Raw genomic sequence first — 21,347 nt, forward strand, 5'->3', positions numbered from 1 at the left:
ACCCACGCGGGGGCGACAACCGGTGGTTGTCCGCCCACGCGTGTCGCTTGTTTGACGGTCCCGCGCGGGCTCGGCTGCAATGGGCGCTCCTCGTCGAACCCCTTGCGCCGCCTGGAGGTGCCGGTTGTCCTCCTTCGTCCACCTGCACGTGCACACCGAGTACTCGATGCTCGACGGGGCGGCGAAGGTCGGGCCGCTGTTCGACGAGGCGGCCCGGTTGGGGATGCCCGCCGTGGGCATGACCGACCACGGGAACCTGTACGGGGCCGACGAGTTCCACCAGGCGGCGAAGCGAGTGGGCATCAAGCCGATCATCGGGATCGAGGCGTACCTGGCGCCGGAGAGCAGGCACCACAAGAAGCCGGTGTTCTGGGGCGCGCGGGGTGCCGGGCGCGGGGACGTCTCCGGTGGCGGCGCGTACACGCACCTGACCATGCTCGCGGAAAACGCCACCGGTTTGCGCAACCTGTTCCGGCTGTCCTCACTCGCCAGCATGGAGGGGTACTACCGCAAACCCCGGATGGACCGGGAACTGCTCTCCGCGCACGCGTCGGGCATCCTGGCCACCACCGGCTGCCCGTCCGGCGAGGTGCAGACGCGGCTGCGGCTCGGCCAACCCGCCGAGGCGCTGCGGGCCGCCGCCGATTACCGGGACATCTTCGGACCGGACAACTTCTTCCTGGAACTGATGGACCACGGGCTGACCATCGAACGCGAGGTGCGCGACGGGCTGCTGGGCATCGGCGCCAAGCTGGGGCTGCGCCCGCTGGCCACCAACGACTCGCACTACGTGACCAAGGAGCAGGCCGAGGCGCACGCGGCACTGCTGTGCGTGCAGGCGGGCAAGACCCTCGACGACCCCAACCGGTTCAGGTTCGACGGCGACGGCTACTTCCTCAAGTCCGCCGCCGAGATGCGAGCCTACTGGGACACCGAGGTCCCCGGCGCCGCCGACAACACCCTGCTCGTCGCCGAGCGGGTGCAGTCCTACGCCGAGGTGTGGGAGCACCGGGACCGGATGCCGGTGTACCCGGCGCCCGAGGGGTACGACGTGGCGTCCTGGTTCCGCGCAGAGGTGCTGCGCGGCCTGGACCGGCGGCTGCCGGACGGGGTGCCCGAGGAGTACACCGCGCGGGCCGAGTTCGAGGTCGACATCATCGTGGCCAAGGGGTTCCCCGCCTACTTCCTGATCACCGCCGACCTGATGGACCACGCCCGCGCGGTGGGCATCCGCGTCGGCCCCGGGCGCGGGTCGGCGGCGGGGTCCCTGGTGGCCTACGCCATGGGCATCACCAACCTCGACCCCCTCGCGCACGGCCTGCTGTTCGAGCGGTTCCTCAACCCCGAGCGCGTCTCCATGCCCGACATCGACATGGACTTCGACGACCGCCGCCGGGGCGAGATGGTCCGCTACGCCACCGAGCGCTACGGCGCCGACCGGGTCGCCCAGGTGATCACCTTCGGCCGGATCAAGACCAAGGCGGCGATCAAGGACGCCGCCCGGGTCCACTTCGGGCAACCCGGGTACGCGATCGCCGACCGCGTCTCCAAGGCGCTGCCGCCGCCGGTCGCGGCCAAGGACATCCCGCTCAGCGGCATCACCGACCCCGGGCACGAGCGCTACGCCGAGGCCGCCGAGGTCCGCTCGCTGATCGAGTCCGACCGCGACGCGGGCACCCTGTTCCGCACCGCCCTCGGCCTGGAGGGGTTGATCCGCAACGCCGGGGTGCACGCGTGCGCGGTCATCATGTCCGCCGAACCGCTGCTCGACGTGATCCCGCTGTGGCGCCGCGACGACGGCGCCGTCATCACCGGCTGGGACTACCCGTCCTGCGAGGCGATCGGCCTGCTCAAGATGGACTTCCTGGGCCTGCGCAACCTGACGGTCATCGGCGACGCCATCGACAACATCGCCGCCAACCGGGGCGAAACCGTCGACCTCGACACCCTGGGCACCGACGACCCCGCCACCTACGACCTGCTGGCCCGGGGTGACAGCCTGGGCGTCTTCCAGCTCGACGGCGGGGCCATGCGCGACCTGCTGCGCCGCATGGGCCCCACCGGTTTCGCCGACATCATCGCCGTCAACGCCCTCTATCGGCCGGGCCCCATGGCGATGAACACCCACAACAACTACGCCGACCGCAAGAACGGCCGCCAGGCGGTCGAACCGATCCACCGCGAACTGGCCGAGCCGCTGCACGACATCCTCGCCGAGACCCACGGCCTGGTCGTCTACCAGGAACAGATCATGCAGATCGCGCAACGGGTCGCGGGCTTCTCCATGGGCCGCGCCGACGTGCTGCGCCGGGCCATGGGCAAGAAGAAGAAAGACGTCCTGGAGGAGGAGTTCGCCGGTTTCCGCGACGGGATGCTGACCAACGGGTTCTCCGACGAGGCCGTGCGGGCCCTGTGGGACACGATCCTGCCGTTCGCGGGCTACGCGTTCAACAAGTCGCACGCGGCGGGCTACGCGCTGGTCGGCTACTGGACCGCCTACCTCAAGGCCAACCACCAGCCGGAATACATGGCCGCGCTGCTCACCTCGGTCTCCGACAACAAGGACAAGTCCGCCGTCTACCTCGCCGAGTGCCGGGCGCTGGGGATCAAGGTGCTGCCACCGGACGTGAACGAGTCCTCGCTGCGCTTCGCGGCGGTTGGGGCGGACATCCGCTTCGGCCTGGGCGCGGTCCGCAACGTGGGCGCCAACGTGGTCGAGTCGATCATCGCCACCCGGGCTGCCAAAGGGCCGTACACCTCCTTCGCCGACTTCGTGGCCAAGTCGGAACTGGTCTGCTGCAACAAGCGGGTCGTCGAGTCGCTGATCAAGGCGGGCGCGTTCGACTCGCTCGGCCACCACCGGCGCGCGCTGTTCGACGTGCACGAAGAGGCGGTGGACGCCGTGGCCGGGCTCAAGCGCAGGCAGGCCCTGGGGCAGTTCGACCTGTTCGGCGGGGACGACGCCCCCGCGGACACGGGGGCCTCACCGCTGGCGCACCTGCGGTTCGACGCGGAGGAGTGGCCGCGCAAGCACCTGCTGGGGGTGGAGCGGGAAATGCTGGGCCTGTACGTCTCCGCGCACCCGCTGGACGGGGCCGACCGCATCCTGCGCAAGCACGCGCCCAGGTCGATCGGTGCGGTGCTGGCCAACCCGCCGCGCGAGGGGGAACTGGTGATCGCCGGGATGATCTCGGCGCTGGAGCGCCGGGTGAACAAGAAGGGGGAGACCTGGGCCATCGCGGTGGTGGAAGACCTCGACGCGTCGATCGAAGTGCTGTTCTTCCCCAAGAGCCACGCCGTGCTGGCCGCTGACCTGGTGCAGGACGCTGCGGTGGTGGTCAAGGGACGGGTGAACCGGCGGGAGGACAAGCTGTCGGTGTTCGGCTCCGACCTGGCGCCGCTGGACGTCAGCAGCGCCGAGGCCGGGGTGGTCGAGGCGCCGCTCCTGCTGGAGATGACCACGGCGGAGGTCGAGCCGGACGGGGTGTCGGAACTGCGCTCGGCGCTGGCGGCCCACCGGGGGAGCACGCCGGTGCGCATCGTGCTGTGCGGCGGGAACCGGCGGATCACGCTGGCGGTCGAGGACTACCCGGTGGCGGTCACGGCCGCGCTCCTCGGTGAGCTGCGTTCGCTCCCGGGAGTTCGTGTTGCGCTGTGACGGTTTCTTCGCGCCGGTCGTTTGGTGGGGTGTGCCCGGGTGGGTGGATGTGCTTGGCCGTTTTTGAAGCTCGGGACTTTGTTGGGTGTGCCCGGCTGGGTGGATGTGCTTGGCCGGGGCCCCTATGGCGATCATGTGCTCCAGCGTGTCAGGTGGGGCTGAAAAGATGCCCCACCGCCCAGAGAGGCTGTCACATGATCGCCACCCCCGGCCAAACACATCCACCCACCCGGGCATTTCGTGGCCGGGCTGGCGGTTTGTTGGGTGGTCGGCTGGCCGAGCGCATCCACCCACCCGGGCGCTTTTGTGGCCGGGTCGCCGTTTGATGGGTGGTCGGCTGGCCGAGCGCATCCACCCACCCGGGCGCTTTTGTGGCCGGGTCGCCGTTTGATGGGTGGTCGGCTGGCCGAGCGCATCCACCCACCCGGGCGCTTTTGTGGCCGGGTCGCCGTTTGATGGGTGGTCGGCTGGCCGAGCGCATCCACCCACCTAGCCGGGCGTTTGCTTGCCGGGCTGGCGGTTTTCGGGGTGGCTGGTTGTTGTTGTTGTTGCGCCAGTGTGTCGGGGGTGGCGGGTGGTCGGGGTGGGGGATCTGCTTTGTGCGTGGTGGGTCAGGGGCAGAAGGCGGGCAGGTCCGCGTCTGGCAGCCAGACCTGGGCCGGGTCCTGTGGGCGGAACCCGGCGCGCACGTGGGCGATGAGCCCCGGCAGCGCGGCGTGCCGGTTGTGGCGGTGCCACAGCAGCGACCACGGGTACGCCGGGCGCGGCGGGTGCACCGGCAGCCGGACCACGCCGGGGTGCTCCGGCATCCGGCACTGCTCGCCGATGAAGCTGATCCGGTCGGTGCTCGCGCCGACGGCGGCCACCAGGTGCTCGTAGCCGAAGTTCGGGCCGGTGGTGTCGATCCGCACGTCGAACTCGGCGCCCACCACCTCCCAGAACTCGGCCCACTCGCTGCCGCGCTCGTTGCCGGGCATCCACGCGGTCACCCCCGCCAGGTCGGCCATGGTGACCGCCCCGCGCCCCGCCCACGGGTGCCCGGTGCCGACCAGGACCTCCATCGGCTCCAGGTGGACCGGCGTGCTCCGCACCCCGTCCAGCGGGCCGGTCACCCGCGCGAAGGCCGCGTCCACCGTCCCGGCCCTGAGTGTCGACCGCGCGGTCCGCAGGCCGTCCGAGGTGACGACGTCGATGTCCACCCCGGTTTCGTGGTAGGCGCGCATCAGTTCCGTGGTCGTCAGCCGGGTGTCGAGCACGTCCACCCGCAGGGGTCGTTCCCGGCGCAGCGCCACCGCGGCCCGGTCCGCCGCCTCCAGCAGGTTCCGCGCGTGCGGCAGGAACCGGTCCCCGTCCCGGGACAGGCCGGTCCCGGTGCGCAGCCGGGACAGCAGCACGGTGCCGAGGTCCGCCTCCAGCTTGGCGACGCGCTTCGACACCGCCTGCTGGGTGATCCCCAGCTCCACCGCCGCCTCACCGAAGTGCCGGTTCTCCGCCACCGCCACGAAGGCCCGCACCGCGCCCAGGTCCAGTTCCCCCACGCCCACCTCCCGTGTCAGCGCGCCGAGTGTTCCAGGTCCCCGGCCCGAGCCGGTCCGACGTCCGCCACCCACTCGCGCAGCAGCCCGGCCAACTCCTCCACCCGGTCGGCGACGACCCGCCCGTGCGCCCGGAAGTACGCGATCACCGGCGCGGCGCCCGCCCGACCCCGGTCGCAATCCGGGCACAGGGCGACCAGCCGGGTGCCGCCGACCTCGGTGCCGTCGGCGCGCAGGAAAGAATGCGGCACGCGCACCGCGCAGACCACCTCGCCCGTGCACCGGTGGCAGCGCAACCCCGCGACCAGGTCGACCTCCCACCCCGGTCCGCCGTGCCCCACCGGTCGCCCCTCTCGTCGGCTCGAACCCCCATTCGAGCCGATCGGGGCGACCGGTGTCCAACAAGCGACACGCGGGCGGTCGACAACCGGTGGTTGTCAGGCGGCGGCGGGAACCGGCTCGGCCGGGGGCAGGGCGGGCACCCGGCGGGGGAGGAAGGAGGCGATGACCAGTGCGACCAGGGCCGTGCCCGCCCCGATCGCCATGACGATGCGGAAGCCGCCCTGCGACGGCAGGGCCGTGTCGCCGAACGGGATCGTCAGCCGCGCCAGCACCAGCCCCGCCACCGCGCTGGACACCGAGGTGCCGATCGCGCGCATCAGCGTGTTGAGGCTGTTGGCCGCCGCCGTCTCCGAGTTGGGGACCGCGCTCATGACCAGGGCGGGCATGGCGCCGTAGGCGAAGCCGATGCCCGCGCCGATCACGCACGACACCAGCACCAGGTGCCAGGTCGCCGACATCAGCACGATGTTGATCCCGTACCCGGCGGCCACGATGGCGGCGCCGACCATCAGCGTCGTCTTCGGGCCGCGCAGCCGCGACACGCGGGCCGACAGCGGCGCGGTGGCCATCATGACCAGACCGGACGGCGCCATGACCAGGCCTACGGCCAGCATCGACTGCCCCAGGCCGTACCCGGTGGCGGTGGGCAGTTGCAGCAGTTGCGGCATCACCAGCGACATGGCGAACATGGCGAAGCCGAACACCGCAGAGGCCAGGTTGGTCAGCAGCACCTGCCTGCGCGCGGTGGTCCGCAGGTCGACCAGCGGTTGCCGGGTGCGCAGCTCCCACCGCCCCCACAGCAGCAGGACCACCACGGCCGCGCCGAACAGCGACAGCGTCAGCGCGCTGCCCCAACCCCACGCGGCACCCTTGGAGATCGCCAGCAGCAGGCAGATCAGCGCGACCGACAACCCCAGCGCGCCGACGACGTCGAACCGGCCCCCGGTGCGCACCTGCGACTCCGGCACCAGCGACAGCACCAGGGCCAGCGCCACGACGCCGAAGCCCGCCGACGCCCAGAACAGCACGTGCCAGTCGGTGTACTGGGCCAGCAGGGCGGCGGCGGGCAGGCCGAGGGCGCCGCCGACGCCGAGGGAAGCGCTCATCATGGCCGTCGCCGAGCCGAGGCGGTCGGCGGGCAGTTCGTCGCGCATGATGCTGATGCCCAGCGGGATCACGCCCGAGGACAGGCCTTGCAGCGTGCGGCCGACCACCATGGGCAGCAGGGTGTCGCTCAGCGCCGCGACGACCGAGCCGGTGATCATCAGGCCCAGGCTGACCAGCAGCATCCGGCGCTTGCCGTACATGTCGCCGAGGCGGCCCATGGTCGGGGTGGCGACGGCGCCCGCGAGCAGGGTCGCGGTGATCGCCCAGGTGGCGTCGGCGGCGTCGGCCCGCAGCAGCCGGGGCAGCATGGGGACCAGCGGGATGATCAGCGTCTGCATCAGCGCGACGACGATGCCGGAGAAGGCCAGCACCACGACCACGGAGGTCGCCCGCGACGGCGGGATCACCGCCGCTGCGGCGGGCTGGTCGGCGGCTCCGCCGGGGACAGCGCTGTTCGGGACAGCGGCACGGGACACGGTCAGCCTCCGGCTGGGAGCGGGGAACCAGGAGTTAAGTCAGTTGCTTGACTTACCGTAGCAAGGGGCGGTTAGGTGGTGACGGACCGAGGTCGATTGTCGAGGAGGACACACCCGTGGCGCACGTCGATGACGATCACGTGTTGGAGTACCCGATCCCCAGCCCGGCCGCACTGGAACCGCCACCGGAGTGGGCCGAGCTGCGCACCGGCTGCCCGGTCGCCACGGTGACCCTGCCCAGCGGCGACACCGCGACCCTGCTGACCCGCTACGACGACGTCAAGCAGGTGCTGTCCGACCCCCGCTTCGCCCGCACCGCCCCCGGCGCCGCGCGCATCTCCAGCGACGAGTCCGGCGGCGTGTTCAACAGCGACATGGCCAACGCCCTCCCGCAGACCGGCGAGGGCCACCAGCGGTGGCGGCGCGCGGTCGGCCGCTGGTTCACCGCCAAGCGGATGGCGGCGCTGCGCCCGCAGATCGAGGCGCTGGCCGACGAGCTGATCGACACCATGGCGGCGGCGGGCGCCCCCGCCGACCTCAAGGCGCACCTGGGCTTCCCGCTGCCGGTGTGGGTCATCTGCGACCTGCTCGGCGTGCCCGACTCCGACCGCGACCGGTTCGCCCACTGGTCCGACACGCTGCTCAACCTCACCCGCTACGACCTCGCGGAGATCCGCCGGTCGCAGACCGAGTTCGGCGCCTACATGACCGAGCACGTCGCGGCCAAGCGCGCCGCGCCGGGCGAGGACCTGCTCAGCGCCCTCATCGCGGGCAGCGAGGAAGAGGGCGGCCTCACCGACGGCGAACTGGTCGCCACCGGGCAGGCGCTGCTCGTCGCCGGGCACGAGACCACGGCGAACATGATCGGCAAGATGGTGGGGATGCTGCTCGCCGACCGCTCCCGCTGGGAGCGGCTGGTGGCCGACCCGTCGCTGGTGCGCACCGCCGTGGAGGAGGTGCTGCGGTTCGACGCCAACCCCGGGTTCGGCATGCCCCGGTTCCTCACCGAGGGCGCCCGCGTCGCCGACACCGACCTGCCGCCGGGCACCACCGTGGTGTGCAGCATGGCCGCCGCCAACCGCGACGCCACCGCCTTCGACGGCGCCGAGGACATGGACCTCGCCCGCAGCCCCAACCCGCACCTGACCTTCGGCGTCGGGCCGCACTCCTGCCTGGGCCAGGCGCTGGCGCGCACGGAGTTGCAGGCGGTCCTCGACGTGCTGGTCCGCAGGCTGCCCACCCTCGAACTCGCCGTCCCGGCCGCCGAGCTGCGCCGGGTCGAAGGGCTCGCGGTCGGCGGCCTGCGCGAACTCCCGGTCAGGTGGTGACCGTGCCCGGCCGAACGGTGCGCACCGAGCGGGCGGTCTCCACCCGCGACCAGATCCTCGACACCGCCGAACGCCTCTTCGCCGAGCACGGCGTCTACGCCGTGTCCAACCGCCAGGTCAGCGAGGCGGCGGGCCAGGGCAACAACGCCGCCGTCGGCTACCACTTCGGCACCAAGGCCGACCTGGTCCGGGCCATCACCCGCAGGCACTCCGAACCCACCGAGGTGCTGCGGGCGCGGATGGTGGCCGCCTGCGCGGGCTCCACCGACATCCGCGACTGGGTGGCCTGCCTGGTGCGCCCGGTCACCGACCACCTGGCGGGCGCGGTCGGGCCCACCTGGTTCGCCCGCTTCGGCGCGCAGGTCATGACCGACCCCGCGCTGCGCGGCATCATGATCGAGGAGGCGCTGGAGGCGCCGTCGCTGCGGCAGATCCTCGACGGGCTGCACCGCTGCCTGCCCGACCTGCCCGCCGACGTCCGCGCCGAGCGCGGCGACATGGCCCGGCAGCTCATGGTGCACATGGTCGCCGAGCGCGAACGCGCCCTCGCCGACGGCACCCCCACCCCCAGGGCCACCTGGCACGACGCCGGGACCGGCCTGATCGACGCGATCGCCTGCCTCTGGCAGGCCCCGGTCACCTGACCGGCCCGGAACCCGAACGCACCACCACGACGAAGGAGCAGGCGACGATGAAGGTGACGGTGGACGAGGACCGGTGCTGCGGAGCGGGCCAGTGCGTCCTGCTCGCCCCGGACGTGTTCGACCAGCGCGACGAGGACGGCATCGTGGTCCTGCTCGACCCCGCCCCGCGGCCGGACCTGCACGAGGCCGTGCGCGAGGCCGCCGAGGTCTGCCCGGCCGCCGCGATCGAGATCGCGGAGGGCCCGTGAGCGCGGAGCTGTTCCCCATGCAGCGCGCGACGGGGTGCCCGTTCGACCCGCCGCCCGCCGCGCGGGCCAAGCAGGAGGAGGGCCCGCTGGCCCGGGTCGGCCTGTGGGACGGCAGCACCCCGTGGCTGGTCACCCGGCACGCCGAGCAGCGCGCGCTGATGGCCGACCCCCGGGTCAGCGCCGACATCACCCGCCCCGGCTACCCCAGCTCCGCCCCGATCCCGCCAGGGGGCACGTCGATCAGCTTCATCCTGATGGACGACCCCGAGCACGGCAGGCTGCGCCGGATGGTGACCGCGCCGTTCGCCACCAAGCGGGTGCAGGCCCTGCGCCCGGCCATCCAGCGCATCGTCGACGACCTGGTCGACGAACTGCTGGCCGGACCGAACCCGGTGGACCTGGTCGACGCCTTCGCGCTCCCGGTGCCGTCGCTGGTGATCTGCGAACTGCTCGGCGTCCCGTACGCCGACCACGAGTACTTCCAGGACAGCAGCAAGACCATCGTCAAGCGCGACGTCCCCACCGAGCAGCGCACCGCCGCGATGGGCAAGCTGATGTCCTACCTGGACGACCTGGTCGGCACGAAGATGGAGCACCCGGCCGACGACCTGCTCTCCGGCCTGGCCACCCGCGTGGAAGCGGGCGAGCTGACCCGGTCCGAGGCGGCGCAGATGGGGGTGCTGCTGCTCATCGCCGGGCACGAGACCACCGCCAACATGATCGCCCTGGGCACCCTCGCCCTCTTCGAGAACCCCGACCAACTGGCCCTCCTGCGCGACTCCGACGACCCCACCCTGGTCGCCTCGGCGGTGGAGGAGCTGCTGCGCTACCTCAACATCACCCACAGCGGTCGCCGCCGCGTCGCCACCGCCGACATCCCCGTCGGCGACCAGGTCATCCGCGCGGGCGAGGGCCTGATCATGGCCAACGACATCGCCAACCGAGACGCCGAGGTCTTCCCCGACCCCGACCGCCTCGACCTGCGCCGCGACGCCCGCAGGCACCTCGCCTTCGGCTTCGGCGTCCACCAGTGCCTGGGGCAGCAGTTGGCCCGCCTGGAACTCCAAGTCGTCTACAGCACCCTCTACCGCCGCATCCCCACCCTGGAACTGGCCACCGACCTCGACAAGGTCCCGTTCAAGCACGACGGGGCGGTGTACGGCGTCTACGAACTCCCCGTCCGCTGGTGATCTGACCTCCCCGACCCCGCGTGCGGTGTGGACTGCGTTCCCCACAGGACGCGGACACCGGACGAGGAGGCCGCCATGACCACGTTCACCCACACCCCCGCGCCCGACCCGGTGCCCGCCGAGGCCCGGCAGCGGGCGCTGCGGGACCCGGGTTTCGGCAAGGTCTTCACCGACCACATGGCTAAGGCATTCCGCCACGCCGACGACAGCATTTGGCTGTTCCGCCCAGAGTTCAACGGTCACCGAGATGTTCGCGGCGGGCACGGCGGCGGTCATCACCCCGATCCTGGAGTTCCGAGGCCGGGGCTGCACCCAGGCGGTCGGCGGCGGCATCCCCGGGGCGACCACGCCGGCCACCCGCGAACACATCGTGGGAATCCAGTTCGGCACCCGCCCCGACACCCGGGGCCGGCTCCACCGGGTCGTGTAGCCGCGCACCCCCTGCGGGCTTCGGCCTGCGGGGGATGCTCGCCCCTCGACAACGCTTCCGCCCCGCGCCGCCGGTGGTGCAGCGGCAGGGCCGGGCTCGACCCGCGGGTCGAGCCCGGCCCGGGGTGTCAGCGCGCGGCGGCGGCGACCGCGGCGCCGAAGGCCGCCATGCCCGCCGCGTTGGGGTGCAGCGGCGCGGCGGGGCTGGTGGGGATCAGGCCCTCGAGGTAGCGCTGGGCGGGTGCGGCGCAGGTGTCGTGGCCCTCGCTGACCGCGGCGATGTCCACATAGGTCGCTCCGTGGGCCTCCGCCTGGGTGCGCAGGGCGGCGTTGAGGCGGTTCACCAGGCTCTGCACGAAGTCCGCGTCGCGGGACCAGATGGGCTGGGTGGGGTGGCAGCCGCCGGGGCGGATGTAGGTGCCGTAGCCGGCGACGACGACCTTGGCGTGGGGGGAGCGGGCGTGGATGGTGTCCAGGGCGGTGCCGAGGGCGGGGGCCCAGGCGTCGATCTTGGCGGCGGTCGGGTTGCCCTTGGCGGCCTCTTGGTCGGCGCAGGAGCGGCCCAGTGGTTCCGGCAGGAGGTTGAGGCAGCCCAGGGTGAGCTGCACCAGGCTGACGTCGTTGCCGCCGATGGTGAGCGACACCAGGTCCGTGGTGGGCTTGAGGGCGTCGAACTGGGGGGACACCAGGCCGAACTGGCGGGAGGTGAAGTGGGCGGTGGTGGCGCCGGAGCAGGTGACGTCGGTGAGCTGGGCGCCGAGGGTGCGGGCTGCGACGGCCGGGTAGTCGTTGTCCCGGGAGCGCAGGCACAGCAGGTTCGGGTCGACCTGCGGGATCAGCGGCCCGGCCGCCGCCGAGTCGCCCAGGGCGACGTACTCCAGCGGGTCGGCGGCGCCCGCGGTGGTGGCGCCGAGGCCGACGCAGGCGAGCAGGGCGAGGACGGGGGCGGTGCTGATCAACCTGGGCCGCGGCACTGGTGCTCCAAGGGGTGAGGTGTTACCGGCGCGTTTATGATCCCGCCAAACGCGGGGGTGTCCGGCTGGGACCTCCGCCAGAGTTCCGGGAGGTGCTGTTGTGACAGGTCACAACTCCGCGGCTGCCGAGTCGCTGGCCGCCCGGTTGCTCGCCGACCTGCCCGGGCTCGCGGCCACCGTCACCGGGCACCTGGCCGAGCGGCTGCCGGTCTACCGCAGGCTGCCCGCCGAGGAGTTGGACGGGGACGTGCACCGGATCGTCAAGCAGATCATCGGCGGCTTCGCCCGCGGCCTGCGCACCGGGCGACCACCGGAACCGGCCCAGTTGGCGGCCATCCGGGCGTCGGCGGCCAAGCGCGCCGAGGAGGGGCTGCCGATCGACGCCGTCCTCAGCGCCTACCACCTCGGCGCGCAGGCCTGCGTCGACGCGCTGCTACCGGAGACGGACCCGGGGGAGATGGCGGTGGTGCACCGATCGCTGCTGGACTACCTGTGCGTGGCGGTGTCCGAGGTGGCCGCCGGGTACCTGGCCGAGCGGCAGGCCCTCGTCGGCGAGGACAACACCCAGAACCAGACCATGCTCGCGGCGCTGCTCTCCGGCGCCGACCCGGAGGTCTCCGCCCGGCGCACCGGCATCCGCCTGCCCACCGCGTACTTCGTCGTCTCCGCCGCCATCGACCCGCACCCCGACGAACTCGACCCCGGGGTGGACGCCGCCGTGGCGGGCCGCCGCAAGACCCGCCGCGTCCGCGCCGAACTCGACCGCCGCTGCGCCCACCCCGCCCTGGCCCGCGTCTCCGCCGACGAGGGCCTGCTGCTGGTCCCGTGCCCGGACGAACCCGACCCGTGGGCGTGGCTGCGCGCCCTCGTCGAGGCCCTGGGCAAGGCCGCGGGCGCCCCCGTCCTGGCCTGCGCCACGCACTGCGCCCCCGCCGACGTGCCCGCCGCCGCCCGGCTCGCCGCCGAACTCCGCGAGGTCGCCACCGCCTTCCACCGCCCACCGGGCCTGCACCGCCTCGACGACCTGCTGCTGGAGCACCAGTTGACCCGGCCCGGTCCCGCCCGCCGCCGGTTGGCCGCGCTGCTGACGCCGCTGCTCGACAAACCCGACCTGCTGCCCACCCTGCGCCTCTACCTGGCGACGAACCTCAACCGCCGCCAGACCGCGGGCAGGCTCCAGGTCCACCCGAACACCATCGACTACCGCATCCGCCGGATCGCGGAGTTGACGTCGCTCAACCCGACCCGGCACGAGGACCTGTTCAAGTTGACCGCCGCCCTCGCCGCCCACGCCGCTGAGGGCAACCCCTGAGCCTGCCCGAGTCGTCCACGCGTCACCGCCTGCGAGACTGGTGCGCGACGCTGCGAGGAGATGATCGAGAAGTGACGTGGAAGGCGATGGCCCCGGCCGAGGTGTGCGACCTCGTGGACTTCTGGGACGCCGCGCCCTGGCCGCTCACGCGCGACCAGGTGCAGCAGCGGGCCGTCGAGCGGTTCGGGTGGACGACCGAGGTCGAGGACGGCACCTCCTACCTCATGAACACGGTGTCCGGGTTCACCGTCCCGGACGTGTCGACCATCGGCTCCAAGGGCGCCCTGTCCTACCTCAAGCTTAACGTCGCGGACACGATCCGCGAGGTGACGCCCGGGTCGAGGCGGTTCCTGGGGGACGCCTTCGCCCTGGCGGTGCGCGAAGGGGAGGGGCGCTGGGGCGTGCCGACGCTGCGCGACGGGGAGGGGACGACGTCCGCGGACTGGGACACCGCGTCCGGCGGGCGGATCTCGTTCAACCTCACCGCGAGGAGCCTCAGCGCGGTGTTCCACACCCCGCAGGACGTCGAGGGCTTCGAGCGGGTCGATCACCGCGGATCGGAAGGGGCGAAACCGGTCGCGTCCGACGACCCGGGGTCCCGGTCCACCACACCGGCCCCCACGCCGTGGCGGGTCGCGCCCGACTGGGAGCCGTTCACCGAACGCCTCGCGGACGCGTTCCGCGACGTGACCGATCGTGTCTTCCTCATCGTCCACGCGGCGGCGGACCCCAGGCGGTACGTGCAGTTCGCCGCGGCGCCCGACCTGCTCGACGCGGAAGCACCGGCGGAGGACGTCGTGGCGGACGCTGACGAGCACCTGCTGCGCAGGGCTGGTTGGGCCGCGCCAGACGTCGCGCAACCCAACTGGACGTCCTCGCTCCGGCGCCCCGCGCTCACGGACGAGTTCGTGCAGCTCGCGCGGCGCTGCACCGCGGCACTGCACGAGGCGTACGGGATCACCAGCCCGGGTGGACTCCGGTACCGCGCGTGGCGCGAACCGCTGGGTGCGGGGGCCGCCGCCGCGGTGGAGTTTCCCGTACTCGGACTCGACTGATCCGGGTCCGAGACCCGACCTGGGCTGCTTGTCCGGACAGGCCCCCGGGGCGCCGGGGCAGGCGGAGGAAGGACGGGCGGGCATCGATCGCTCGGCTCGGCGGGGTGCGCCGCGGCTGGCCTGCTGCCGCTGCCGGTGGTCGCGGCGCCGCCGTGCGCTGCTGCTCCTCCGCACCCGATGGAGGCCCCTGATCCGAGCCCCGGTGAACCGTCCAGTCGATGTCCAGAGGGTGACCATCCGAGGGTGGGAGGGTCGGGGCATCGCTCAGATCGGGGCGTTCACGGGGTGGGCCGGGCCCACCCCCGGACTGGAGGACTCCATGTTCGGCAAGAAGATCCGCCGGTTCGCGGTCATGGCACTGGCCACCGCCGCGGCCGTTCTGGGGACCGCGGTGCCCGCGTCGGCGTCCTGGACCGACGTGTACGGGCCCGCTTTCCCGCCCGGCGCCGTGTACTCCAACCACACCGTGTGCAACCAGGCCCGTGGCACCAACGGGTCCTGGAGCCGGTGGAAGTGCGCCCAGCAGACCGAGACCGGGTGGGACGGCAACGCCGACCCGTGGGTCTACGGCTCGGGCGGCAAGATCACCGCGCTGCGCTTCAAGCAGTGGGGACTGCCGCTGCTGTGCGTGGACTCCCTGGTCGGCGGCCTCGGGTGGCGGGGGCAGCAATGCGGTGGCGAGGGCCAGGTGTTCGAGGTCGGCAGCCCGGACAACTCGCACTACATCCACGGGCTGAGCATCGCCAACTACCACCCCAGCGACCTCATCTCCTTCGAGGCCAAGCGGTCGGACAACTGGAACTGGCCGTCGCCGACCCTGATCGGACCCGAGTCCTGGTACCTGTTCGACCTCGGCGGCCCGATGAAGGGCTTCTGGGTCCTGTGAACCGCGCCCACCCCCTGCAGAGAGGCACGACATGATCGGCAAGAGGTTCCGCCGCGCCGCGGTCCTCGCGGCCACGGTGCTCACCGCGGCCGTCGCGACCGCCGCGCCCGCGTCGGCGACCTGGTACGACCGCTACGGCCCCGACCGCCCCGCCGGTTCGGAGAGCCGGTCGCACTTGATCTGCATCTCCGGTCGCGGCATCAACGGGGTGTGGACCGAGTGGCGGTGCGGCGACTACACCCCCTCCGGTTACAGGCCGGGTGGCAGCTCAATCGTCTCCCCCTGGTACTACCAGCTCCAGGCGTTGCGCGTGAAGCAGTGGGGCCTGACCCAGCTCTGCATCGACGCCCTGGTCGGCGGCATCGGCTGGCGGGGTGCGGTGTGCGGTGGCGAGGGCCAGGTGTTCGAGGTCGGCAGTCCCGACTACCACCACGCGCTGAACGGGTTCAGCGTCGCCAACCACGACCCCAGCGACACCCTGACGCACGTGGCCTACGTCGACAACGGCACCTCCGAGGGCGCCTTCGCGGGCTCGTGGACGATCCCGCCGAACTCGTGGCACCTGTTCGACCTGCACACGTCGATCTACCGCTACGGGCTCGCCTGACCGCCGGGGCCCGCCCGCCGTGCGCTGGCGGGCCCCGCCGCTCGTCCGGGGTCAGCCGCTGGTCTCGGACAACCGCAGGCGAGCGGTGTCCGCCAACGGGTTGCGCAGCCCGGTGAGGATGCTCAGGCTCTGCTCCCAGTTCGCCCGGGCGTCGGCGGTGTGGCCCAAGGCGTGCTCGTCGTCGCCCAGGCGCAGCAGGCTGTCGGCGACGCAGAACTGGTCGCCCGCTTCGCCGAACAGCTCGACCGCGCGCCGGTGGCACGCCTTGGCCCCCTCGTTGTCGCCGGTGTTGTGGCGGACGGTGCCCATCGCCAGCAGCGTGTCCGCCTCGCCGAAGCGGTATCCGAGCTGCCGCTGCAGGTGCAGGGCCCGCTCGTGGGCGGCCAGCGCCTCGACGTGCGCCCCGGTCTGCGACAGCAGGCTGCCGACCAGGCTCAGCGCCAGGGCTTGCCCGTTGTGCCCGGCCTCGACCAACAGACCCAGGCCGGTCCTGGCGTCGTGCAGGGCCTCCTCGACGCGCCCCTGCTTGCGGCGCATCTGCGCGCCGTTGACCAGGGTCTGCCCGTAGGCGACCGGGTCGGCCGCCTCCTCTAGCAGCCGCAGCGCCGCGGCGAGGTGGTGCTCGCCGTCCGCCCAGCGCGCCAACCGCATGTGCGCGGTCACCAGCTCGCGGTGGCAGCGACCGCGCAGCCACGGGTCGCCCAGCCGGTCCGCCGCCGCCAGCGCGACCTCGCCCAGGGCGCGCATGCACTCCCACCTGCCGCGGCGGTCGAGCCAGAAGCGCTGGGCGACGGCCAGTTCGCACACGTGCCGGTCGCGACCCGCCGCTTCCGCGGTGCCGACCAGCGCCACCAGCGCCTCCTGCTCCACGGCGAACCAGGCGGTGGCCGCGGCGCGGTCGGTGAAGTCCAGCGGTTCCGACCCGGGCGCGGGGGCGGGCACCTCCCGGGTGTCGGCGTACGGGGAGAACGTGCGCGCCGCGGCGCGGGTCGAGTGCAGGTAGTGGTCCAACAGCCGGTCCAGGGCCGCGGCGGCCGCCCGGGCGGGGAGTTCGGCTGCCCGCTCGCGGGCGTAGTCGTGCAGCAGGTCGTGCAGCCGGAACCGCCCGTGGCCGCGGTCGTCCACGAGCCTGGCGTCGGCGAGGGTGCGCAGGCAGCGGCGGGTCGCGGTCGTGGGTGTGCCCGCCAGTGCGGTGGCCGCCGCGAGGGGGAGTTCCGGGAGCGGGTGCACGCCGAGCAGGTCGAGCAGACCGGCCGCGGGCTCCGCGACCGCCCGGTGGCTGGTCTCGAAGGCCACGCGGATGTCCGAGTGGGGTTCGCCGGTCGCGAGGGCGTCGAGGCTGCCCGCCTCGTCCAGGTCCGCGACCACGTCGACCAGCGGTGTGGTCGTCGCCCGCGCCGCGGCCACCGCCAGCGCCAGCGGCAGCCCCGCGCACGCGGCGATCACCCGTTCGGCGGCCTCGGGTTCGGCGGCCACGCGGGTGCTGCCCAGCCGCCCGGCGAGCATCTCGCGCGCCTCCGCCGGGGCGAGCAGGTCCACCGCGACTGCCCGCGCCCCGCCCACCAGCAGACCGGGCAGCCGGGATCGGCTGGTCACCACCGCGGCGCAGCCCGCCGTCCCGGGCAGCAGCGGGCGCACCTGGTCGGCGTCGCGGGCGTTGTCCAGCACCACCAGGACCCGCTTGCCCGCCAGCAGGCTGCGGAACAACCCCGTGCGGGCAGCCAGGTCCGACGAGGCCCCGGCGGGAACCCCCAGCACCTCGGTGAACCCGGCCAGCACGTCGGTGGGGTCCAGCGGCGCCCCCGGCCCGAACCCGCGCAGGTCCACGAACAGGTGCCCGTCCGGGAAGCGGTCCGCGACCCCGTGCGCCCAGTGCACCACCACCGTCGTCTTGCCCACGCCCGCCGTCCCGTCGACCACCGCGACCGGCACCCCGCGGTCGCCGTCGGCCACCACCGCGTCCAGCTCCGCGAGCACTTCGTCCCGGAGGACGAAGGACCCGCAGGCGGGTGGCAACTGCTTTGGCACCACGGCAACAACCCTGGCCGCGGCCGCGGGTCTGCTGGCGAGGACTTCGCTGTACGCGGCGGTCAGTTTCGGACCGGGGTCGAGTCCCAGTTCCGCCGCCAGGTCCTTGCGCACCCGGTGGAAGGCCGCGGCCGCCGCCGAGCGGTCGCCCGTGGCGTGGTGGGCGCGGATGAGCAGCGCGTGCAACGACTCGTCCAACGGGGCCTCGGCGGTGGCCCGCGACAGCAGCGGCACGGCGACCGCCGGTTCCCCCGCCGCGAGCGCGGCCTCACCGTGCGCCAGCACCGCCGACAACCACTCGCGAACCGCCGCCGTCACGGCGGGGTTGCCCGCCAGCGCGGCGAGCCCGCCACCGGGTGGACCGGCCCAGAGCTCCAGCGCGCTGGTCAACCGGGCGGTCGCGGCGCGGTGCTCCCCTGCCCGGCACAGCGCCGCGCCGGAGGCGGCCAACCGCCGGAACTGCGCCAGGTCAAGGGCTTCGTCGGGCAGTCGCAGGGCGTACCCGTCGCCGCAGCGCACCAGAACCCGCGCGGGGGAGCCCGGTCGCCGCGCGGGTTCGAGCACCCGGCGCAGGTGCTTGACGTGGGTGTGCACCACGTTCACCGCGCTGCGCGGGGACCGCTCACCCCACAGCGCCTCGATCAGCCCGCCCATCCCCAGGGGGTGCCCGTCGGCCAGGGCCAGCAACGTCAGCAGGGCCCGTCTGCCGGGTGATCCGATGTTCACCTCATCGGTACCGGACCACGCCCGCACCGCCCCCAGCACCTGAACGCGCACTGCGCCTCCGCTCCGCGAGGTCCCCCCGGTGTCTACCACACCGGGTGCGCGGGCCGGTCGTCCTCGCCACCGCGTCCAGAGAGCGTCCAGCGGTTGACCACCGCCGGTTGCGACGGTCGTCGACGGCCCGGCAGCGAGGGCGCCGGGGCGAGAGCGGAGGAAGACTCATGAAACCACGCAGAAGCGGCTCGCGCCGCCTGATCACCACGCTGGTGGCCGTCGCGCTGGGGGTGATCGCGCTCGCCGCCCCTGCCTCGGCGACCGCCGAACCGAGCACGGCCCAGTTGTCCGCGGCCATCGACCGGGTGTGGCACGAGCGGGCCACCGACGCCGACCGGGCGCTGCTGGCCCGGGTGCCCGAGGTCGCCAAGCGGGTCGTCGACCCGGCGAAGACCACCGTGCAGTTCGAGCAGGGGGCAGGCAACCGACCCACGGGCGAGCTGGGCACGCAGACCGCGCAGGACGAGTACAACTGGGCGTACGTCCGGGTGAACTACTACTCGACCCTGGGCTTCACGGTCTACAGCTACCGCCAGTACGTCGAGTGGTACTACAACTACAACGTCGTCACGGCCTGGAAGAACCGCTACGACATCGTCGACTTCAACGACGGCACCGCGAACTTCGGCGCCTACCTGCAGAACTTCGCCAACCCGCCGGGCGGCACCGTCACCAGCTCGGTCATGCAGCGCCAGGTCCACCACTGCCTGGCCACCTACGGCTGCCCCGGCTGGAGCTACCCGTACACCCAGATCAACGTCTTCAGCAACGGCAACGCCACCTATTCTTCGTACGTCTGATCAGGACGGGCCGCACCCGCACGCGGGTGCGGCCCGTTCCCTGAAGCAGATCCACGCCCCGCCCGCCGCGGCTGCCGTTCTCCCACCGGCCATGCCTCCTTCCACGACATGATGATCCTCCCGGACGAACAACTCGACCGCCCTCGGGTTGGGCGCCGGGTTCAGCCGTGCCAGGAGCGCCACAGGGCGCCGTAGGCGCCGCCCGCGGCGACCAGTTCGTCGTGGGTGCCGATTTCGATGAGCCTGCCCGCGTCCATGACCGCGACGCGGTCGGCGTCGTGGGCGGTTTGCAGGCGGTGGGCGATGGCGATGACGGTGCGACCGCGCAGGACCGCCGCGAGGGAGCGTTCGGTGGTGCGGGCGGTGGTGGGGTCGAGCAGGGCCGTGGCCTCGTCCAGGACGAGGGTGTGCGGGTCGGCGAGGACCACGCGGGCGAGGGAGAGCTGTTGGGCCTGGGCGCCGTCGAGGTGGGTGTCGGTGCCGATCACCGTGTCGAGGTCGTCCGGGAGGTCGGTGAGCCAGGTGGCGCCCACCGCATCGAGGGCGGCGCGCAGGTCGTCGTCGTGGGCGTCGGGTTTGACGATCAGCAGGTTGTCCCGCACCGATTCGCGGAACACGTGGTGGTCCTGGGTGACCAGGACCACCTGTTCGCGCAGGGCGTCCGGGGGCAGGTCGACGATCGGGACGCCGCCGACGGTGACCGAGCCGGAACGCGGTCTGTCCACCCCGGCCAGCAGTCTGCCCAAAGTGGACTTGCCTGCCCCGGAGGCGCCGACGACGGCGAGCCGTTCACCCGGGTGCACCGAGAAGTCCACGTCGGTGAGGACGTCGCGTTCGCCGTCGTAGGCGTAGTGGACGGCGCGGACCTCGATCCGGTCGTCGGCCGGGGTCCGGGTGTCACCACGGGCGGCGCGGGGGATTTCCGCCAAGCCCTCGACCCTGGCGAAGGAGGCCACCGCGCCCTGGAGCTGTTCGACCCAGACCATCAGCGTGTCCAGGGGTGACCCGAGCTGGCGCAGGTACACCGTGGCCGCGACGACCGTGCCCAGGCTGGCCGCGCCCCCGATGTGCAGGGCGCCGCCGACCAGCAGCACGGCGACCAGCGGCAGCCGGTGGGACACGTCGAACGCCGGGAACAGGACGCTGCGCAGCCGCAGCGTGTGCGACCGCGCCCGCCGCGCGTCGGCGATCGCGGCCTCCGCCGCCTGTTCCCGCCGCCGCTGCAGGCCCAGCGCCTCGATGGTGCGCGCCCCCTCGGCGGTGCTCGCCACCACGTCGGCCAGCCGGGCGCCGGTGGCGGCCTCGGCCAGGTAGGCGGTCCGCGCGCGCCGCAGGTACCAGTTCAGGGCGCCGCCGATGCCGACCAGGCTCAGCAGCCCGCAGGCGCCCAGCAGCGGGTCGAGCACCAGCACCGCCGCGATCAGGAACACCGCGTACACCAGGGCGACGAGGACTTCCGGCAGCGCCTGCCGCAGCACCGAGGCGACGGTGGCGGAGTCCGTGCTGCCCCGGGCGATCAGGTCGCCGGTCGACACCCGCTCCACGGCCGAGGCGGGCAGGTCCAGCGTGCGCGCCAGGAACCGCTCGCGGATGCGCCCGGCGGTCCGCTCGCCGAACCGGTGGCTCAGCGACAGGGCGGCCCGCGACAGCAGCGTCTGCGCCACGGTGAACACCAGGATGACCAGGGCGAGCCGGTCCACGGTCGCGAGCACGTCGGAACCCGACCGCACCGCGTCGACGATCCGCCCCAGCAACCACGGCCCCACCAGCCCGGCCGCCGCCGCCAAGCTGTTGAGGACCAGCACGCCGACGACGGTCCGGCGGTCGGCGACGATCTCGCCCCACACCGCCGCCCGCACCCGGGCCCCACCCGCGATGGGCAGCGTCATGCGCCCCCACCCCCGGCCAGGACCGCCCGCCGCGACACCGGGTGGCTGGTGCGGCGCGGCGG

At 73.1% G+C, this 21,347-nt stretch carries 17 protein-coding genes; 11 read left to right on the forward strand and 6 right to left on the reverse strand.

What is annotated here, in order from left to right; all coding sequences use genetic code 11:
- Positions 1-124: 124 nt before the first annotated feature.
- Positions 125-3,658, forward strand: coding sequence for a DNA polymerase III subunit alpha (gene dnaE, locus DFQ13_RS01295; protein ID WP_181399785.1), 3,534 nt, complete (start codon positions 125-127; stop codon positions 3,656-3,658).
- 611 nt (positions 3,659-4,269) lie between these two features.
- Here dnaE and DFQ13_RS01300 read toward each other — a convergent pair.
- The 3 genes from DFQ13_RS01300 to DFQ13_RS01310 form a co-directional block, all read right to left on the reverse strand.
- On the reverse strand, positions 4,270-5,196 hold the full coding sequence (locus tag DFQ13_RS01300; protein ID WP_110078490.1) for a LysR family transcriptional regulator: 927 nt from the start codon (positions 5,194-5,196) through the stop codon (positions 4,270-4,272).
- Positions 5,197-5,210: 14 nt separating this feature from the next.
- Positions 5,211-5,534, reverse strand: coding sequence for a DUF6300 family protein (locus DFQ13_RS01305; protein ID WP_035284022.1), 324 nt, complete (start codon positions 5,532-5,534; stop codon positions 5,211-5,213).
- A gap of 96 nt (positions 5,535-5,630) precedes the next feature.
- The gene (locus tag DFQ13_RS01310) at positions 5,631-7,049 is read right to left on the reverse strand and encodes an MFS transporter (RefSeq protein WP_233438248.1); all 1,419 of its coding nucleotides are present in this window, start codon (positions 7,047-7,049) and stop codon (positions 5,631-5,633) included.
- Positions 7,050-7,234: 185 nt separating this feature from the next.
- On the opposite strand from DFQ13_RS01310, the gene DFQ13_RS01315 reads away from it, so the two are divergent.
- The 5 genes from DFQ13_RS01315 (at position 7,235) to DFQ13_RS33465 (ending at position 10,958) form a co-directional block, all read left to right on the forward strand.
- Complete coding sequence (locus DFQ13_RS01315; RefSeq protein ID WP_110078492.1) at positions 7,235-8,446, forward strand: cytochrome P450; 1,212 nt, start codon at positions 7,235-7,237, stop codon at positions 8,444-8,446.
- A 2-nt stretch (positions 8,447-8,448) separates the two neighbouring features.
- Positions 8,449-9,090 carry a TetR/AcrR family transcriptional regulator gene (locus DFQ13_RS01320; RefSeq protein WP_110078493.1) on the forward strand — a complete coding sequence of 214 codons (642 nt, stop codon included), beginning with the start codon at positions 8,449-8,451 and terminating at the stop codon, positions 9,088-9,090.
- Between the two features lie 47 nt (positions 9,091-9,137).
- The gene (locus DFQ13_RS01325; protein ID WP_035284015.1) at positions 9,138-9,338 is read left to right on the forward strand and encodes a ferredoxin; all 201 of its coding nucleotides are present in this window, start codon (positions 9,138-9,140) and stop codon (positions 9,336-9,338) included.
- Between the two features lie 17 nt (positions 9,339-9,355).
- A complete protein-coding gene (locus DFQ13_RS01330; protein ID WP_110078793.1) occupies positions 9,356-10,528 on the forward strand; it encodes a cytochrome P450 in 1,173 nt (390 codons plus the stop codon).
- A 247-nt stretch (positions 10,529-10,775) separates the two neighbouring features.
- Entirely contained in the window at positions 10,776-10,958 is a 183-nt protein-coding gene (locus DFQ13_RS33465; RefSeq protein WP_181399786.1) for a hypothetical protein, read from the forward strand.
- Positions 10,959-11,085: 127 nt separating this feature from the next.
- Here DFQ13_RS33465 and DFQ13_RS01340 read toward each other — a convergent pair whose 3' ends face one another.
- Entirely contained in the window at positions 11,086-11,931 is an 846-nt protein-coding gene (locus DFQ13_RS01340) for an SGNH/GDSL hydrolase family protein (RefSeq protein WP_233438213.1), read from the reverse strand.
- 100 nt (positions 11,932-12,031) lie between these two features.
- Between DFQ13_RS01340 and DFQ13_RS35455 the strand changes: the two genes are divergently transcribed.
- The 4 genes from DFQ13_RS35455 (at position 12,032) to DFQ13_RS01360 (ending at position 15,791) form a co-directional block, all read left to right on the forward strand.
- Entirely contained in the window at positions 12,032-13,243 is a 1,212-nt protein-coding gene (locus DFQ13_RS35455) for a PucR family transcriptional regulator (protein ID WP_110078495.1), read from the forward strand.
- A 71-nt stretch (positions 13,244-13,314) separates the two neighbouring features.
- Entirely contained in the window at positions 13,315-14,298 is a 984-nt protein-coding gene (locus DFQ13_RS01350) for a DUF6301 family protein (protein ID WP_110078496.1), read from the forward strand.
- 319 nt (positions 14,299-14,617) lie between these two features.
- Positions 14,618-15,184: a hypothetical protein gene (locus DFQ13_RS01355; RefSeq protein ID WP_035284007.1), complete on the forward strand. Its 567-nt coding sequence runs from the start codon at positions 14,618-14,620 to the stop codon at positions 15,182-15,184.
- 31 nt (positions 15,185-15,215) lie between these two features.
- A complete protein-coding gene (locus tag DFQ13_RS01360; RefSeq protein ID WP_110078497.1) occupies positions 15,216-15,791 on the forward strand; it encodes a hypothetical protein in 576 nt (191 codons plus the stop codon).
- Between the two features lie 51 nt (positions 15,792-15,842).
- On the opposite strand, the gene DFQ13_RS01365 is transcribed toward DFQ13_RS01360, so the two are convergent.
- On the reverse strand, positions 15,843-18,596 hold the full coding sequence (locus DFQ13_RS01365; protein WP_146241014.1) for an AfsR/SARP family transcriptional regulator: 2,754 nt from the start codon (positions 18,594-18,596) through the stop codon (positions 15,843-15,845).
- 167 nt (positions 18,597-18,763) lie between these two features.
- Between DFQ13_RS01365 and DFQ13_RS01370 the strand changes: the two genes are divergently transcribed.
- The gene (locus DFQ13_RS01370; protein ID WP_110078499.1) at positions 18,764-19,396 is read left to right on the forward strand and encodes a hypothetical protein; all 633 of its coding nucleotides are present in this window, start codon (positions 18,764-18,766) and stop codon (positions 19,394-19,396) included.
- A 161-nt stretch (positions 19,397-19,557) separates the two neighbouring features.
- On the opposite strand, the gene DFQ13_RS01375 is transcribed toward DFQ13_RS01370, so the two are convergent.
- A complete protein-coding gene (locus DFQ13_RS01375; protein ID WP_110078500.1) occupies positions 19,558-21,285 on the reverse strand; it encodes an ABC transporter ATP-binding protein in 1,728 nt (575 codons plus the stop codon).
- Positions 21,286-21,347: the final 62 nt, after the last annotated feature.

Source organism: Actinokineospora spheciospongiae, from assembly GCF_003182415.1.
GTDB lineage: Bacteria > Actinomycetota > Actinomycetes > Mycobacteriales > Pseudonocardiaceae > Actinokineospora > Actinokineospora spheciospongiae.